We start from the raw sequence: 14875 nt of genomic DNA on the forward strand, positions 1-14875 counted from the left end.
GCGGGTGCCGCCGACCGGATACGATGGCACGATCCTTACGCGGACCGCCGGAGAGGCGGGCCTCTCCGAACCGGGACGAGAATGAGAGCAGGTGGCTGAGGCCTCACGGCCGCCCCTATGACCGGCACCGATCCCAGCAACGCTGCCGCCCGGGCCCAGACCAGGATCTCGGTCTCCGACCCGAAGATCATGGTGAACCTGCTCGGCGCCAAGGACGAGATCCTGCGGCACATCGAGCGGACCCTCACCAGCGACGTCCACGTCCGCGGCAACGAGATCACCATCACCGGCGTGCCCGCCGACAACGCCACGGCCGAACGCCTCTTCTCGGAGCTCATCGAGCTGATCGAGAGAGGCGAGACGCTCAGCGTCGACGCCGTCCGCCGCACCGTCGCGATGCTCGAGCAGAACACGGCCGAGCGCCCCGCCGAGGTGCTGACCATCAACATCCTCTCCCGGCGCGGCAAGACCATCCGTCCCAAGACGCTCGGGCAGAAGCGCTACGTCGACGCCATCGACGAGAACACGATCGTCTTCGGCATCGGCCCGGCCGGCACCGGCAAGACCTACCTGGCGATGGCCAAGGCCGTCCAGGCGCTGACCGCCAAGCAGGTCAACCGGATCATCCTGACCCGGCCCGCGGTCGAGGCGGGCGAGCGGCTGGGCTTCCTGCCCGGCACGCTCAACGAGAAGATCGACCCGTACCTGCGCCCGCTGTACGACGCGCTGCACGACATGCTCGACCCCGAGTCGATCCCCCGCCTGATGGCGGCGGGCACGATCGAGGTCGCGCCGCTGGCCTACATGCGTGGCCGCGCGCAGCCGCTGACGGCCAAGGTGCTGACGCCGGACGGGTGGCGCCCGATCGGGGAGCTGGCCGTCGGTGATCTCGTGGTCGGCTCGGACGGGCAGCCGACGCCGGTGCTGGGGGTCTACCCGCAGGGCGTCAAGCCGGTCTACCGGGTCATCACGCAGGACGGAGCTTCCACCCTCGCCTGCGGCGAGCACCTGTGGACGGTGCAGACCCCGGACGATCGCAGTCACCACCGTCCTGCCCGGGTGCTGCAGACCCAGGACATGATCGGCAACCTGCGCCGGGGCCACGTGCACCGGTACGAACTGCCGCTGGTCGACCCGGTGCAGTTCGTGCCGCAGGACGTTCCGATGGACGCGTACGCCCTGGGCCTGCTGCTGGGCGACGGCTGCCTGACGACCGCGACGACGCCGAGTTTCACCACCGCCGATCCTGAGCTGGCCGAGGCCCTCGAGGCGGCGCTGCCCGGTATCGAGCTGTTCCGTAAGAACGAGGTCGACTACGTCCTGCGCCGCGCCGGCGGGGGCGGGCGCGGTGGCGTCATCACCGCCAACCCTGTCACCGCGGTCCTGCGTGAGCTCGAGCTGGCCGGCACCAGGTCCGACACCAAGTTCGTGCCCGCGAAGTACCTCTTCAACAGTGCCGGCGTGCGGCTTGCGCTGCTGCAGGGTCTGCTCGACAGCGACGGTGGCCCGGTCAGCCAGCGCGCCCGCACCTGCCGCATCCAGTACACGACCTGTTCCGAGCAGCTCCGGGACGACGTCGTCTTTCTGGTCCGCTCGCTGGGCGGCGTGGCGTACTGGCGGCGACGCCCGGCTGAAGGCCGCAAGCCGGGCCTGGCCGACGGGCGCCCGGTTCCGTACCGCAACGACGCTTTCGTGCTCGACATCCGCATGCCCTCAGGCGTGCAGCCGTTCCGGCTCGCCCGCAAGCGCGAGATCTACGACCGGTACGGCAGCGGCCGGCCCATGCGCTTCATCGACGCGATCGAGCCGGCCGGCGAGACCGAGACCGTCTGCATCCAGGTCGGGGCGGCCGACTCGCTGTATGTCACCGACGACATGATCGTCACGCACAACACGCTCAACGACGCGTTCATCATTCTGGACGAGGCGCAGAACACGACGCCCGAGCAGATGAAGATGTTCCTGACCCGGCTCGGCTTCGGTGCCAAGATCGTGGTCACCGGTGACGTCACCCAGGTCGACCTACCCGGGGGCACCACCAGCGGGCTGCGTATCGTCCGGGAGATCCTGCAGGGCGTCGACGACGTGCACTTCTCCGAGCTCACCAGCTCCGACGTCGTCCGGCACCGGCTGGTCGCCGAGATCGTCGACGCCTACGCCCGCTATGACGTCGAGCAGGAACAGCAGGCCACGCAGTCCGTCCAATACGTGCCGGGCCGGGCCGCCGCCAGTGGCCGCCCGAACCGCCGGCGCTGATGAGGGGTTAAGCACTACATGTCCATCGAGATCGCCAACGAGTCGGGAGTCGAGGTCGACACCGACGCGATCCTGGCGGTGGCCCGGCACGCGCTCGAGGAGATGGGGGTCAACCCCCTCGCCGAGCTCTCGATCCTGCTGGTCGACATCGACTACATGACCGAGCTCAACCATCGCTGGATGGGCAGTGACGGTCCCACCGACGTGCTCGCCTTCCCCATGGACGAGGGCAGCGTCGACCACGGTCCCGGCGAGGCCGGCACCGGTGAGCCGGCGCTGCTCGGCGACATCGTGCTGGCCCCCGAGGTCGCGGCCAAGCAGGCCGCGGCCGCCGGCCACACCCCGGCGGACGAACTGCACCTGCTCACCGTGCACGGGGTGCTGCACCTGCTCGGCTACGACCACGCCGAGCCCGAGGAGGAGCGTGAGATGTTCGCGTTGCAGGCCCGGCTCCTGCAGAGCTGGCGCTCCGGACGGCGGGCCGGCTGATCCCCGTGGAGCCGTCCTTACTCGCGGCCGCCCCGACCAGCGGGCTGCCCGACGTGCAACTGGTCGTCTACGCCGCGGTCCTGGTCTTCCTGGCCGGCCTGGCCTCGATGACCGACGCGGCGCTGGCCACGGTCTCCTCGGCGCGTGCCGCGGAGATGGCCCGCGAAGGCCAGCGCGGGGCCGCCGCCCTGGAGGCCGTCGCCGGCGATGTCGTCCGCCACCTCAACCTTCTGCTGCTGCTCCGGCTGCTCTGCGAGCTGACCGCGACCACGCTGGTCGCGCTCGTCGCGGTGGACAGCTGGGGGGTCGGCTGGCGGGCCGCGCTGGTCACGGCCGGTGCGATGACCCTGGTCAGCTTCGTCGTGGTCGGCGTCGCCCCGCGTACGGTCGGGCGCCAGCACGCGTACGCGGTGGGCAAGGCGGCCGCTCCGCTGGTCCGCTGGCTCGGCCGGGTGCTGAATCCGCTGGCGTCCCTGCTGATCCTGATCGGTAACGCGGTCACGCCGGGCCGGGGCTTCCCCGAGGGTCCGTTCGGCAGCCAGGTCGAGCTGCGCGAGCTGGTCGACCTGGCCGAGCAGCGCGGCGTCGTCGAGCACGGCGAACGCGAGATGATCCACTCCGTCTTCGCGCTCGGTGACACCATCGCCCGTGAGGTGATGGTGCCGCGCACCGAGATGGTGTGGATAGAAGCACCCAAGACGTTGCAGCAGGCGCTGTTCCTCTTCCTGCGCTCCGGCTTCTCCCGCATCCCGGTGATCGGCGAGAGCGTCGACGACGTGCTCGGCGTGCTCTACCTCAAGGACGTCGTGCGCAGCACTCAGAACGGCGACCCGGCGGCCTCGGCCATGCCGGTCGCCGAGCTGATGCGCGGCGCGACCTTCGTGCCGGAGTCCAAGCCGGTCGACGACCTGCTGTCGGAGATGCAGGCGGCCCGCACCCACCTGGTCATCGTCGTCGACGAGTACGGCGGCACGGCCGGCCTGGTCACCATCGAGGACATCCTCGAGGAGATCGTCGGCGAGATCACCGACGAGTACGACGTCGAGCGCCCGCCCGTGGAACACCTCGACGACGGTTCGGTGCGGGTCACCGCCCGGCTGCCGATCGAGGACCTCGGCGAGATCTTCCACGTCGAGCTGCCGGCCGACGAGGTCGAGACCGTCGGCGGCCTGCTCGCCCAGACCCTGGGCCGGGTGCCGATCCCGGGCGCGTCCGTCGACGTCGGCGGCCTGCACCTGATCGCGGAGGGCACGACCGGCCGCCGCAACCGGATCGACTCGGTGCTGGTGTGCCGGGTCGAAACCGCCTCAGACGAAGCTGAGGACACCGAGAACATCCCCGAGACCGAGGAAAGACAGCACGCTGATGCCTGACCAGACCAGCCCCGCCGGACCCGCCGTCCCCGCCGCCGAGGGCGAGCTCACCGCCGAGGACGCCAAACTGGTCACGCTGGCCCGCGGCGCCCGCGCCCGGGTGGGCGCGGTCGAAGGAGCAGCGGTACGCGACCAGGACGGCCGCACGTACGCGGCGGCGACCGTGGTCCTGCCCAGCCTGGCGGTGACGGCGTTGCAGCTCGCGGTGGCCTCCGCCGTGGCGGCCGGGGCGACCAAGCTCGAGGCGGCGGCGGTGGTGACGGAAGCATCGACGCTGGACGGCGCCGGCCATGCGGCTGTGCGTGATCTGGCGGCGGACGCCCCGATCCATGTGGCCGCGCCGACCGGGGCCTTGCTGGGCACGGTGACGGCGTGACGACCGGTGGCGAGGCTTCGGCGCGCGACGGGGACGCGGCGCGCGGTAAGGCCGGGCGCTCGTCGTCGGGGGCCGGCGGTGGGCGTGGTGGCGCTGAGAGTTCGGCTGCCGGAGGTGCCGCGCGGAAGGCTCGTGCCGGAGGTGCTGGGGGCGCCGGAGGCGTGGGCGGTTCCCGAGGCGGCGGAGGCCGCGCCGGGAGTGTTGCTGGGCGCGATGGTCAAGCCCGTGGCTCGTCCGGTGCGCGCGGCAGCGCCGGCGGAGCGCGGGGGAGCGCTGGCAGGTTAGCGGGTGGTGCCGGTGCGGGGCGGCCGGTGCTGCCGACGCGGTCGGATGCTGTCAGTGAGACCGGGGAGCTTCGGCCGGCCCGTTCGAAGCCCAAGTGGAGCCCACGGACCGCGGCCGGGGGGACCGGGCGTTCTCAGGCGGCTGCGGCTGCTGGGCGTTCGGAGGGCGCCGGTGGTGAGCGGCGGGCTACGGGCGGCCGTGCGAGCCGGGCTGGTGCCGAGGGCGGTGGCGCGGAGCGTGCCGTCAGTGGCGCTGGCGAGGAGCGGCGGCTGACTGCGGGGGAGCGGAACGAGCTTCGGCGGCAGGAGCGGCGGGCGGCCCGGCGCGAGCAGGGCGGTGCGGCGGGCGCCGGGGCGAAGCGTGGCGTCGGTGCGGTCAAGCGCGGCGAGGCCGGCGGGGCTGCGCTGCGCGGCGGGGCGGGCGGAGCTGCGAAGCGCGGCGAGGCCGCTGGTGGCACGGTTGCGGGCACGCGTGGCGCGGCGGTGAGCGGCGGAGCCGCGAGCGGTGCAAAGCAAAGCGGAGCCAAGAAGCGCAGCAGCGCGGGCACCACGAGCGGCGAGAACATCCGTGGGGCGAAGACCTCCGTTGAGCGTGAGGGCGCCGGTGTTTCCGTGGCGGCCGCCGCGGGGGCGGGCGTTGTCGCGGACGGCGGGGCTGAGTCAGGCGACCTGAGCTCGGGGCCACGGGCTTCCGGCGGCGCGGCTGAGGCCCGTACGGGAAGAAAGAAGCATCGGCACAAAGCGGCCAGCCGGGAGATCAAGGTTGCCGACGATGTCTACCGTGCCGGATTTGCGTGTTTTGTCGGTCGGCCCAATGCCGGCAAATCCACGCTGACGAATGCGATCATCGGTCAGAAGATCGCCATCACGTCGAACAAACCGCAGACCACCCGGCACATCATCCGCGGCATCCTGCACCAGGAGCACGCCCAGCTCGTGCTGGTCGACACCCCTGGCCTGCACCGGCCCCGGACGCTGCTCGGCGAGCGCCTCAACGACCTGGTCCGCGAGACCTGGAGCGAGGTCGACGTGATCGGCATCTGCTTCCCGGCGGACGAGCCGGTCGGCGCCGGCGACCGGTTCATCTCGGCCGAGATGGCCGAGCTCAAGGCCACCGTCATCGCCGTGGTCACCAAGGTCGACCTGGTCGATCCGGCGACGCTGGCCCAGCGGCTGCTGGACGTCAGCAAGCTCTACGACTTCGCCGACATCGTGCCGGTCAGTGCCGTCTCCGGCCATCAGGTGGAGACCCTGGTCGACGTGATCGTCAAGCATCTGCCGGAGTCGCCGCCGCTGTATCCGGACGACGTGCTCACCGAGGAGCCCGAGCAGGTGCTCATCGGGGAGCTGATCCGCGAGGCCGCGCTGGAGGGTGTCCGGGAGGAGCTGCCGCACTCGATCGCCGTGCTGGTCGAGGAGATGGTGGTCGAGGGCCGGTCGATGAAGATCTACGCGAACCTGTACGTCGAGCGGGACAGCCAGAAGTCGATCGTGATCGGCACCAAGGGTGCCCGGCTCAAGGATGTCGGCACCAAGGCCCGGGCCGAGATCGAGCAGTTGCTGGGCCGCAAGATCTATCTGGATCTGCACGTGCGGATCGCCAAGGAATGGCAGCGCGACCCCAAGCAGCTTCGTCGATTGGGCTTTTAGTCGCTCTTGTGGGGCTTATCACCGGATGCCGGTTTCGGTTTGCTTTGTGGGGGCTTATTTAGATAGCCCTTTACGTCATGCGGAATCGGTACCTGGACCTGTTGCGTGCCCTCGCCATCGTCCGGGTGGTCGTCTACCACTCCACCGGCTGGGTCGCGCTGACCATCGCGTTCCCGGCCATGTCGGTGATGTTCGCGCTGGCCGGCTCGCTGATGGCGGCCTCGCTCGACCGGTCCGGGCCGCTCGCCGTCGAGCGCCGGCTGCGCCGTCTGCTGCCGTCGCTGTGGGCGATGTCCGTGATCGCCGTGCCGGCCATGCTGCTCACCGGCCTCGCGTGGGACTGGAAGATCCTTTACTGGGCGTTCCCGGTGCAGGACCCGCCGGCCAACGGCTGGGGTTCGATGGCCTTGAGCGCGACCTGGTACCTGCGGGACTTCCTCTGGTTCGTGCTGCTCTCACCGCTCGCCCTGCCGGTCTTCCGCCGCTTCCCGAAACTGTCCCTGGCGACGCCCTACACCGCCCTGGCGGTCATCACCCTGCTCGGCCTCACCCCGCACCCGATCATGCGCGACATGGCCCTCTACGGCGGCGCGTGGCTGCTCGGCTTCGCCCACCACGACGGGATGCTGCGCCGGCTCGCGCGGCGCCGCCTGGCCGGCTTCGCGGTGCTGCTGGCGACGGCCGGCGCCGGCTGGGTGCTCACCCATCCCGGACCCCGGGGGTACGACCTCAACGACATCCCGCTCGGCAACGCGCTCTGGTCCGCGGCGTTCATCCTCGTCGCGCTCGGCCTCGCCCCGGCCGTCACGGCGGCCCGGGCGTCCCGGCTGGTCACCGTGCTCAACGCGCGGGCCCTGACGATCTACCTCTGGCACGTGCCGATCATCGTGGCCGTGACCCGCATCGGGGAGACGCACGGCCTGCCGGTGCGTGGCGCGACCGGGATCAGCTGGCGGCTCGTGGTGATCGTCGCGCTGGTCGCGTCGGCCGTCGCGCTCTTCGGCTGGGTCGAGGACTTCGCCGCCGGACGTCGGCCCGTGCTCCTGCCCGGAGGCCGTCCCCGCCGGCCGGCCGTGGCGCCGGTGTCCCCCGCTGTCGGGCAGATTTCTGAGACTGTGCACACATGACGATCACGGCCGCGCACGTCCGCCGGACGTACTACGCGCTCGGTCTCGGCAACACCCTGGCGGCCTCGCTGATCTGGGGCGTCAACACGCTGTTCCTGCTGGACGCCGGGCTGACCAACTTCCAGGCGTTCGCCGCGAACGCGTTCTTCACCGCCGGCATGGTGCTGTTCGAGGTGCCCACCGGCATCGTCGCCGACTCCTGGGGGCGCCGGGCGTCGTACCTGCTCGGCACGGTGACGCTGGCGGCGACCACCGTGCTCTACGTCTGGCTGTGGCGCGTCGACGGGCCGTTCTGGGCCTGGGCGGTGTCGTCGGCCCTGATCGGGCTGGGGTTCACGTTCTTCTCCGGCGCCACCGAGGCCTGGCTGGTCGACGCGCTGGCCGCCACCGGTTACACGGGCAGTCTGGACCGGGTCTTCGCCCGGGGGCAGGTCTTCATGGGCATCGGGATGCTCGTCGGCGCGGGTGGCGGCGGCTATCTCGCCCAGGTGGCCGGGCTCGGTGCGCCGTACCTGCTGCGGGCCGGTGTGCTCGTGGTGGTGCTGGTGGTGGCCGCGCTGCTGATGCACGACCTCGGCTTCACCCCGGCCCGCGGCGGGAACTACCGCACCGAGGTACGCCGGATCGCCGCCCAGTCCGTCGAGTACGGCCTGCGGGTCCGCCCGGTGCGCTGGCTCATGCTGGCCGCGCCCTGCACCGGCGGCGCGATGATCTACGTCCACTACGCGTTGCAGCCGTACCTGCTGGAGCTGTGGGGTGACGAGACCGCGTACGGGATCGTCGGCCTCTCGGCGGCGTTGCTGGCCGCCGCGCAGATCGTCGGCGGGCTGGTCGCGCCGGCGCTGCGGCGGGTCTTCGCGCGGCGCACCTCGATGCTGCTCGTCACCCTGGGCCTGAGCGTGCTCGCCGTGCTGCTGATCGCCCTGATCCCGAACTTCTGGGTGGTGCTGGCCCTGGTTGTCGCCTGGGGGCTGCTGTCGGCGGCGGGGCAGCCCGTACGGCAGGCGTACCTGAATGGAATGATCCCGTCGCAGCAGCGCGCGACCATCCTGTCCTTCGACTCGCTGATGGCCTCGACCGGCGGGGTCGTGGCCCAGCCCGCACTGGGCCGGGCCGCCGACGTCTGGGGCTACCCGGCCTCGTACGTGATCTCGGCGGGTGTCGCCGCGCTCGCCCTGCCGTTCGTCTGGCTGTCGCGGCGGGAGCGGCATCCGGCCGACGTTCCCTAGCTGCCGGGGATGGCGGTGATGGTCGCGTCCCCGCTGCCGGTCTGCACCTCGATGACGTTCTTGGCCGTCGCGTCGTTGACGATCCCGAGCAGTTCCGCGTCGCCCGAGCCGGTGCGCGTCTTCACCTGGTAGGCGCCGTCCGGCACCATCAGCTCGATGTTGCCGCTGCCGGTGCGTGCGGTCACTGAGGCCACCTTCGTGACCTCGACCGTGACGTCGCCGGAGCCGGTCTGGGCCCGGACGGCCTGGCCGCCGCCGAGGCCGTGGGCCTCGACGTCACCCGAGCCGGTGACCAGGGTCGTCTCGCCCTGCAGGTCGTTGGCCAGGATGTCGCCCGAGCCGGACTTCAGCGACACCGTGCCGCTCGCCCGGTCGATGGCGGCACCGCCGGAGCCGACCGTGACGTCCGCCGAGCCGATGTCGCTGAGTGCGAGGTCGCCGGAGCCGAGCTTGCCGCGCACGGCCACCCCGGCCGGGGCCTGGATCTCGTACGAGACCTGGCAGTTCGGCCCGCAGTTGGTGTCCAGGGTCAGCACCGTGCCGGCCAGCTGGTACGAGCCCTGCGGGTCGTCGGAGCCGTCGCTGCGCACGATGCGCTTGATCCGGGTGTCGGAGATCGCCGCCGTGGTCACCGTGACGTCCCCGCTGCCGCCCGTCAGGACGATCTCGGAGACCTTCACCTTCTCGGTGTCGTCGTAGGTCAGCCGGGCGCCGATCCCTCCGCCGCAGCCGGCCAGGGCGGCCGCGGTCGCGGCGATCAGGGTGACGGCGCCGGCGCGCCGGGCGAGAGTCGGGGTCATGCCTGTGACGCTAGGCGGCGCCGGCACCCGGGCACCATCAGTCCTCCCACTGAGGCGGCCCCGAGAAGACCCTGAGATCCGGGTCAGGGTCTGTCGTACCCAGGAGGCAGAATGACCCCGTGCCCGCCGGATACCGACGCCATCTCTACCGCGACGACGCGGTGGTCCTGCGCGTGCAGAAACTGGGCGAGAGCGACCGGATCATCACCCTGCTGACCCGCCGGCACGGGCGGCTGCGCGCGGTCGCCCGCGGGGTGCGCCGCACCAGTTCCAAGTTCGGCGCCCGGCTGGAGCCGTTCGGCCACATCGACCTGCAGCTCGCCGGCTCGCCCGAGGGCGTCGGCAGCAGCCTGCACTCGGTCAGCCAGGTCGAGGCCCTGACGCTCTACGGGAAGAAGTTCCTCACCGACTACCCCCGCTACACCGCGGCCAGCGCCATCGCCGAGACCGCCGAGCGGCTCTCCCCGGTCGAGCGCGAGCCCGCCCTGCGCCTGTTCCAGCTCACCCTCGGCGCGCTCAAGGCCCTGGCCGCCGGGGAGCACGCCAGCAGCCTGGTCCTGGACGCCTATCTGCTGCGCGGCATGTCCTTCGCCGGCTGGGCGCCCGCCCTCGGGGAATGCGCGGTCTGCGGCAGCCCGGGGCAGCACGGCGCCTTCTCGGTGCCGGCGGGCGGCGCGGTCTGCCCCGACTGCCGGCCGCCCGGCGCGGCCCACCCGGCCCCGGCGACGGTCGCCCTGATGCAGGCCCTGACCAGCGGCGACTGGCAGCTCGCGGACGCCACCGAGCAACCGGTACGCCGTGAGTGCAGCGGGCTGGTGGCAGCACATCTGCAGTGGCACATGGAGCGCAACCTGCGCGCGCTGCCACTGGTCGACCGACGGGAGAGCACTTCGTGACACGTCCGCCCACACCGCACAGCTCCGGCGTCCGGCCGCCTGCCCTGCCCGCGGCGGCGGTGCCGAAGCACGTGGCAGTGGTCATGGACGGCAACGGCCGCTGGGCCAAGGAGCGCGGCCTGTCCCGCACCAAGGGTCACGAGCAGGGGGAGTATTCGCTCTTCGACACCATCGAGGGCGCGATCGAGCTCGGCATCCCGTATCTGTCGGCGTACGCCTTCTCCACGGAGAACTGGAAGCGCTCACCGGAAGAGGTCCGCTTCCTGATGGGCTTCAACCGCGACGTCATCCGGCGCCGCCGCGACCAGCTCGTGGAGCTGGGGGTGCGGGTGGTGTGGTCCGGGCGGCCGGGCCGGCTGTGGAAGAGCGTGATCTCCGAGCTGCAGACCGCGGAGGAGATGTCCAAGGACAACAAGACCCTCACCCTGCAGTTCTGCGTCAACTACGGCGGACACGCGGAGATCGCGGACGCGGCGGCGGCCATCGCCCGGGACGTGGCGGCCGGCAAGCTGAAAGCCGACAAGGTCAACGAGAAGACCCTCCGCAAATACCTGTACCACCCGGAGATCCCGGACGTGGACATGTTCCTGCGCCCGTCCGGCGAGGAACGCACGTCCAACTTCCTGCTCTGGCAGTCCGCGTACGCGGAGCTGGTCTTCCTGGACACCCTCTGGCCGGACTTCGACCGCCGCCACCTGTGGTACGCCTGCGAGCTCTACGCCCAGCGCGACCGCCGCTTCGGCGGCGCGATCCCCAACCCCGTCGCCCCGCAGTGAGCCACCGCTTCCTCTACCTGGCCCGCCACGGCGACGCCGTGAGCGAGGACGCGGGCCTCAGCGACCTGGGCCGCCGCCAGGCCGAGCTGCTGGGCGCACGGCTGGCCGACGTGCCGTTCGACTCGGTCACGCACAGCCCGCTGCCCCGCGCGGTCGAGACAGCCGCGCCCTGGCCGGAGGCGCAACCGTCGGCCGTCGTGGGGGACTACCCGCCGTGGGTGCCGGCTGACGTGCCCGCGCCGTACGTGATGCTCACCGAGGGTTGGACCGCCGCCGAGCTGCGGGACGGGCCGAAGCTGGCAGAGCAGGCGCTGGCGCGGTTCGCGGTGCCGGCCGAGCAGGAGACCTACGAGCTGGTGATCACGCACAGCTTCCTGATCGCCTGGTTCGTGCGGGACGCGCTGGGTGCGCCGCCGGAGCGATGGATGGGCCTGAACACCGGCAACGCGGCGCTGACGGTGATCCGCTACAGCGACGACCGGCCGCCGGCGTTGATGCAGCACAACGACATGGCGCATCTGCCGCCGGAGCTGCGGTGGACGGGCTTTCCGCCGCATCTTCGCGTGCGGTAGCCCTAGCGGGTCAGGCGGTGATGACCGCGACCGCCGCGTCCACGTCGGACAGGTCCGGCAGCACCGCGTGGGCGCCGGCCAGCACCAGCTCGGCCATGCTGGTGGAGCCGGTCGCGACCCCCACGGCCAGCGCGTCGTTGGCCAGCGCGGCCGACACGTCGTTGGCCGTGTCGCCGATGACCACCGGCCGGAAGCGTTCGCCGTACTTGGCCTCGGCCCGTTCCAGGCAGCGCCGCACCAGCGTCGCCCGGACGCTGTCGTCGGTGCCGTAGCCGCCGATCTCCGCGTCGAAGGCGTCGGTCAGCGCGAACGCCGCGATCTTGGCCGCGGCCACCTGCGGCACGTTGCCGGTGACCAGCGTCTGCACCACGTCGGGCCGGTTGCCCAGCTCGTCCAGCACGGCCCGTACCCCCGGCATCAGCGCACCCTGCTCGGCGAACTCATGCCGTGAGACGTGCACCTGCTCGACATAGCGGGCGAAGAACCGCTCCGGCGTGCAGTCGGTGACCCCGTGCGTGGCGAAGACCTCGGCGCAGATGTCCAGGTCGGTGCGCCCGCCGAAGGTCGGCGTGGCCCGCCACGCCACCCCGGTGAGCTCGGTGAACGCGGCCTTCCAGGCCCGTGCGGCCACCCCGCCGCCGCGCAGCAGCGTGTAGTCGATGTCCCACATGATCAGGCGCTTCACTGCTCGGCCAGCCGCCGCTCGATGTGCTCGACCTTGCCGTGCAACGCGTCGGCGACCCCGGGCCTGATGTCGGCCTTGAGGGAGACGGTGACCCGCGGCGCGTGCGCGGCGACGGCATCGACGGCCTGCTTGATGACGGCCATGACCTCGTCCCATTCGCCCTCGACGGTGGTGAACATGGCATCGGTGCGGTTGGGGAGCCCGGAGGCCCGGACCACCCGTACGGCCTCGGCGACCAGATCACCGACGGAATCACCCACGCCGAGCGGCGTGACAGAAAAGGCAACCAGCATGGTCCCAATCTAGATCAAGATCAAGATTCCACGGCCGGGGTGATCTCCGAGACGAGCCCGGTGTGCGTGGTCGGGTAGGCCACCGCTCCGGCGGTGAGTTCGTGGATCACCCCGTCGAGGAGGTCGAATGCCTTCGCGTACGCGGCCTGGCCCGCGGGCAGGTGCCAGGGCAGAGCGACATGAGCCGTCCCCACCGTCAGCCGGCGCAGCCCGGACCCCGCGACCGGCGGCGCGCTCGGCCCGTCCGGAAACCCGGCCTCCTCCAGCGCGCTCTGCAACGCCTCCAACGCCGCCGCCTCGACCCGGCCCGTCCAGGCGCGCGTGGCGAGCGGCCCGGGGAAGTGGTGGCGCAGCGACACCCGGCCGTCCGGTTCGATGCTCAACTCGCTGCGGCCCCAGGGGTCGCCGGGGTCGCTCTCGTTTCCCACGCTGTACCGGTACCGGCGAGCCGCCATGGTGGGAGCATAGGGTGTCCAGCCGGCTCTCGGCCCGATGACAGGTCTAGGCCCCGGCCCAGCGGCTGCTCATCGCCGCGACCCCCAGGGTGAGGGCCGCCGCCACCGCGACGAACGCCGTCACGCCGGCCGTCGTCTCCCCGGTCCGCCGGCCGCTCCCAGCAGACAAGCGGCCCAGAGCTTCCGCCTATCCATGGCCTCCGCCGCTCACCTCAACGGCATCCCACGTCAGTTCCCGCGAATCGTCGCCCCGGCTGCGGGTCAGCGAGATCCGTACCTCGGCCCGCAGCTTGCCGATGCTGTCGTCGTCCTGCGTCAGGTCGAACGCCACCTCGCGGATGCGCTCGTCGAGACCGTCCTGCCGGTCCAGGATCTGCTTCAGCGCGTGCGCCGCGGTGCTGTCCACCTGGCGGTACGCCTCGACCATGCCGCCGGCGGTCTGCACCTCGCCGGGATCGTGCAGCGCCATGTCCAGCAGGGTTTGGCGGCGCGGCGGCGACTTCCCTCAACGTGTCAGCCGGCCACGGACTTCCAGCCGTGCTGCACCGAGCGGCGGCATCGCTCAGGCTCGTCGCCGGTGCCGACGAAGAGAGCGGTCAGCAGGGGCACGCCGTGGGTCAGCGTCTCGCGCGGCAGGGGTCCGGGGGTGACCAGGGAGACCAGGCCGTGGCCGATCACCCAGCTCTGGATCGCCAGTTCCAGCGGCACGGTCGCGGGCCGGAAGCGCCCGGCCTCCCGGCCCCGGCCGGCCGCCTGGACCAGGTATTCCAGCGTCTGGTCGGCAGCCTCGGCGTCCTCCAGCTCGTAGGTCGCGTCGAACATGACCCGGTACAGGTCGGGATGGTCGAGGGCGTTGCCGAGGTACGCCGCGACCAGCGCGGTCAGGTCCCGCACCGGGTCGGCGGACATGGTCACCGCGGCCAGCCGGTCCGCCAGCCGGGTGAAGCCCTCCTGCCGCAGCGCCTTCCACATGCCGTCCATGCCGCCGAACCACGTGTAGACCGCCATGGTCGAGACGCCGGTCCCGGCCACCAGGGAGCGCAGGGTGATCGGCTCGCGGGTGCGCAGCATGTGCCCGGCGCGTTCGAGGAGCAGAGTGCGGACCGCCGGATCCTTCGTCCTCGCCATGGCCTCAGGATACATAGCATTGCACTGCTATAGTTTCGGCAGTCGAGCCTCCGGGCTCCCGAGAGATGGAGGCAGCATGGCCGTCACACTGGTGAACCCCGAAGGACTGCCCAAGGTCGACATCTACCGGCAGGTGTCGATCGGCACCGGGTCGAGGATGGTGTTCATCGCCGGCCAGATCGCCCGCGATGCCGACGGTGGCCACGTCGGCGAGGGCGACTTCGCCGCTCAGGTCGAGCAGTGCTACCTCAACATCGGCACGGCGCTGGCCGAGGTCGGTGGCTCCTTCGACGACGTGGTCAAGCTGACCGTCTACCTCGTCGACTGGACGCCCGACAAGATGCCGCTGTTCGTCGAGGGGGTCGCCCGGGCCGCCGCGAAGCTGGGCGTCACCCCGATGGCGCCGCTCACCGGGATCGGCGTCGCCGCGCTGGCCGAGCCGGACGTGCTGGTCGAGGTCGAGGCGACCGCCATCCTCAGCTGAGG

At 71.6% G+C, this 14875-nt stretch carries 19 protein-coding genes and 3 pseudogenes; 14 read left to right on the forward strand and 8 right to left on the reverse strand.

The window, feature by feature from the left end; genetic code table 11:
* Positions 1-117 precede the first annotated feature (117 nt).
* From ACWEOZ_RS23790 to ACWEOZ_RS23820, 7 genes and pseudogenes are all read left to right on the forward strand, one after another.
* Positions 118-816: pseudogene (locus ACWEOZ_RS23790) on the forward strand (PhoH family protein); the annotation flags it as partial.
* 348 nt (positions 817-1164) lie between these two features.
* Positions 1165-1629: pseudogene (locus ACWEOZ_RS23795) on the forward strand (LAGLIDADG family homing endonuclease); the annotation flags it as partial.
* A gap of 261 nt (positions 1630-1890) precedes the next feature.
* A pseudogene (locus ACWEOZ_RS23800) lies at positions 1891-2256 on the forward strand (PhoH family protein); the annotation flags it as partial.
* An 18-nt stretch (positions 2257-2274) separates the two neighbouring features.
* On the forward strand, positions 2275-2745 hold the full coding sequence (gene ybeY / locus ACWEOZ_RS23805) for an rRNA maturation RNase YbeY (protein WP_023359412.1): 471 nt from the start codon (positions 2275-2277) through the stop codon (positions 2743-2745).
* Positions 2746-2750: 5 nt separating this feature from the next.
* Positions 2751-4118, forward strand: coding sequence for a hemolysin family protein (locus tag ACWEOZ_RS23810; protein ID WP_451912879.1), 1368 nt, complete (start codon positions 2751-2753; stop codon positions 4116-4118).
* Positions 4111-4494: a cytidine deaminase gene (locus tag ACWEOZ_RS23815; RefSeq protein WP_212989906.1), complete on the forward strand. Its 384-nt coding sequence runs from the start codon at positions 4111-4113 to the stop codon at positions 4492-4494. The genes ACWEOZ_RS23810 and ACWEOZ_RS23815 overlap by 8 nt, the downstream gene beginning before the upstream one ends.
* An 87-nt stretch (positions 4495-4581) precedes the next feature.
* A complete protein-coding gene (locus ACWEOZ_RS23820; protein WP_451912880.1) occupies positions 4582-4779 on the forward strand; it encodes a hypothetical protein in 198 nt (65 codons plus the stop codon).
* Between the two features lie 659 nt (positions 4780-5438).
* Here the strand turns inward: ACWEOZ_RS23820 and ACWEOZ_RS23825 are convergent.
* A complete protein-coding gene (locus ACWEOZ_RS23825) occupies positions 5439-5705 on the reverse strand; it encodes a hypothetical protein (RefSeq protein ID WP_451912915.1) in 267 nt (88 codons plus the stop codon).
* On the opposite strand from ACWEOZ_RS23825, the gene era reads away from it, so the two are divergent.
* From era to ACWEOZ_RS23840, 3 genes are all read left to right on the forward strand, one after another.
* A complete protein-coding gene (gene era, locus ACWEOZ_RS23830; protein ID WP_451912911.1) occupies positions 5610-6428 on the forward strand; it encodes a GTPase Era in 819 nt (272 codons plus the stop codon). The two genes, ACWEOZ_RS23825 and era, sit on opposite strands and share 96 nt — an antisense overlap.
* 77 nt (positions 6429-6505) lie before the next feature.
* Positions 6506-7555, forward strand: coding sequence for an acyltransferase family protein (locus tag ACWEOZ_RS23835; protein ID WP_451912881.1), 1050 nt, complete (start codon positions 6506-6508; stop codon positions 7553-7555).
* Positions 7552-8784, forward strand: coding sequence for an MFS transporter (locus tag ACWEOZ_RS23840; protein WP_451912882.1), 1233 nt, complete (start codon positions 7552-7554; stop codon positions 8782-8784). Before ACWEOZ_RS23835 ends, ACWEOZ_RS23840 begins: the two co-directional genes overlap by 4 nt.
* Here the strand turns inward: ACWEOZ_RS23840 and ACWEOZ_RS23845 are convergent.
* Positions 8781-9584 carry a DUF4097 family beta strand repeat-containing protein gene (locus tag ACWEOZ_RS23845; protein WP_451912883.1) on the reverse strand — a complete coding sequence of 268 codons (804 nt, stop codon included), beginning with the start codon at positions 9582-9584 and terminating at the stop codon, positions 8781-8783. The genes ACWEOZ_RS23840 and ACWEOZ_RS23845 overlap by 4 nt on opposite strands.
* 119 nt (positions 9585-9703) lie before the next feature.
* Between ACWEOZ_RS23845 and recO the strand changes: the two genes are divergently transcribed.
* The 3 genes from recO to ACWEOZ_RS23860 are packed head-to-tail and all read left to right on the forward strand — an operon-like array spanning position 9704 to position 11828.
* Positions 9704-10480 carry a DNA repair protein RecO gene (gene recO / locus ACWEOZ_RS23850; protein ID WP_451912884.1) on the forward strand — a complete coding sequence of 259 codons (777 nt, stop codon included), beginning with the start codon at positions 9704-9706 and terminating at the stop codon, positions 10478-10480.
* Positions 10477-11256 (forward strand): isoprenyl transferase, encoded by a 780-nt coding sequence (locus ACWEOZ_RS23855; protein WP_451912885.1) that lies wholly within the window; start codon positions 10477-10479, stop codon positions 11254-11256. Before recO ends, ACWEOZ_RS23855 begins: the two co-directional genes overlap by 4 nt.
* Positions 11253-11828 (forward strand): histidine phosphatase family protein, encoded by a 576-nt coding sequence (locus ACWEOZ_RS23860; protein ID WP_451912886.1) that lies wholly within the window; start codon positions 11253-11255, stop codon positions 11826-11828. The genes ACWEOZ_RS23855 and ACWEOZ_RS23860 overlap by 4 nt, the downstream gene beginning before the upstream one ends.
* Positions 11829-11838: 10 nt before the next feature.
* Here the strand turns inward: ACWEOZ_RS23860 and ACWEOZ_RS23865 are convergent, their stop codons facing one another.
* Genes ACWEOZ_RS23865 through ACWEOZ_RS23890 form a run of 6 tightly spaced genes read right to left on the reverse strand, consistent with a single transcriptional unit; the run spans position 11839 to position 14389 of the window.
* Entirely contained in the window at positions 11839-12513 is a 675-nt protein-coding gene (locus tag ACWEOZ_RS23865; protein WP_451912887.1) for an HAD family hydrolase, read from the reverse strand.
* Entirely contained in the window at positions 12510-12806 is a 297-nt protein-coding gene (locus ACWEOZ_RS23870) for an MTH1187 family thiamine-binding protein (protein ID WP_360548802.1), read from the reverse strand. Before ACWEOZ_RS23870 ends, ACWEOZ_RS23865 begins: the two co-directional genes overlap by 4 nt.
* 20 nt (positions 12807-12826) lie before the next feature.
* Positions 12827-13261, reverse strand: coding sequence for a hypothetical protein (locus ACWEOZ_RS23875; protein ID WP_451912888.1), 435 nt, complete (start codon positions 13259-13261; stop codon positions 12827-12829).
* 46 nt (positions 13262-13307) lie between these two features.
* Entirely contained in the window at positions 13308-13430 is a 123-nt protein-coding gene (locus tag ACWEOZ_RS23880; RefSeq protein WP_451912889.1) for a hypothetical protein, read from the reverse strand.
* Positions 13431-13448: 18 nt separating this feature from the next.
* Positions 13449-13730, reverse strand: coding sequence for a hypothetical protein (locus ACWEOZ_RS23885; protein WP_451912890.1), 282 nt, complete (start codon positions 13728-13730; stop codon positions 13449-13451).
* Between the two features lie 44 nt (positions 13731-13774).
* A complete protein-coding gene (locus ACWEOZ_RS23890) occupies positions 13775-14389 on the reverse strand; it encodes a TetR/AcrR family transcriptional regulator (protein WP_451912891.1) in 615 nt (204 codons plus the stop codon).
* A 76-nt stretch (positions 14390-14465) separates the two neighbouring features.
* On the opposite strand from ACWEOZ_RS23890, the gene ACWEOZ_RS23895 reads away from it, so the two are divergent.
* Complete coding sequence (locus tag ACWEOZ_RS23895; protein ID WP_451912892.1) at positions 14466-14873, forward strand: RidA family protein; 408 nt, start codon at positions 14466-14468, stop codon at positions 14871-14873.
* Positions 14874-14875 lie beyond the last annotated feature (2 nt).

The organism is Actinoplanes sp. NPDC004185 (assembly GCF_053603475.1).

What these genes read in the sequence shown, in the direction of transcription:
- ACWEOZ_RS23870 (WP_360548802.1), bottom strand. Translation starts at nt 12,806, where the DNA reads ATGCTGGTTGCCTTTTCTGTCACGCCGCTCGGCGTGGGTGATTCCGTC.
- ACWEOZ_RS23815 (WP_212989906.1), top strand. Translation starts at nt 4,111, where the DNA reads ATGCCTGACCAGACCAGCCCCGCCGGACCCGCCGTCCCCGCCGCCGAG.
- ACWEOZ_RS23845 (WP_451912883.1), bottom strand. Translation starts at nt 9,584, where the DNA reads ATGACCCCGACTCTCGCCCGGCGCGCCGGCGCCGTCACCCTGATCGCC.
- ACWEOZ_RS23885 (WP_451912890.1), bottom strand. Translation starts at nt 13,730, where the DNA reads ATGGCGCTGCACGATCCCGGCGAGGTGCAGACCGCCGGCGGCATGGTC.
- ACWEOZ_RS23840 (WP_451912882.1), top strand. Translation starts at nt 7,552, where the DNA reads ATGACGATCACGGCCGCGCACGTCCGCCGGACGTACTACGCGCTCGGT.
- ACWEOZ_RS23890 (WP_451912891.1), bottom strand. Translation starts at nt 14,389, where the DNA reads ATGGCGAGGACGAAGGATCCGGCGGTCCGCACTCTGCTCCTCGAACGC.
- ybeY (WP_023359412.1), top strand. Translation starts at nt 2,275, where the DNA reads ATGTCCATCGAGATCGCCAACGAGTCGGGAGTCGAGGTCGACACCGAC.
- ACWEOZ_RS23875 (WP_451912888.1), bottom strand. Translation starts at nt 13,261, where the DNA reads ATGGCGGCTCGCCGGTACCGGTACAGCGTGGGAAACGAGAGCGACCCC.
- ACWEOZ_RS23895 (WP_451912892.1), top strand. Translation starts at nt 14,466, where the DNA reads ATGGCCGTCACACTGGTGAACCCCGAAGGACTGCCCAAGGTCGACATC.
- ACWEOZ_RS23835 (WP_451912881.1), top strand. Translation starts at nt 6,506, where the DNA reads ATGCGGAATCGGTACCTGGACCTGTTGCGTGCCCTCGCCATCGTCCGG.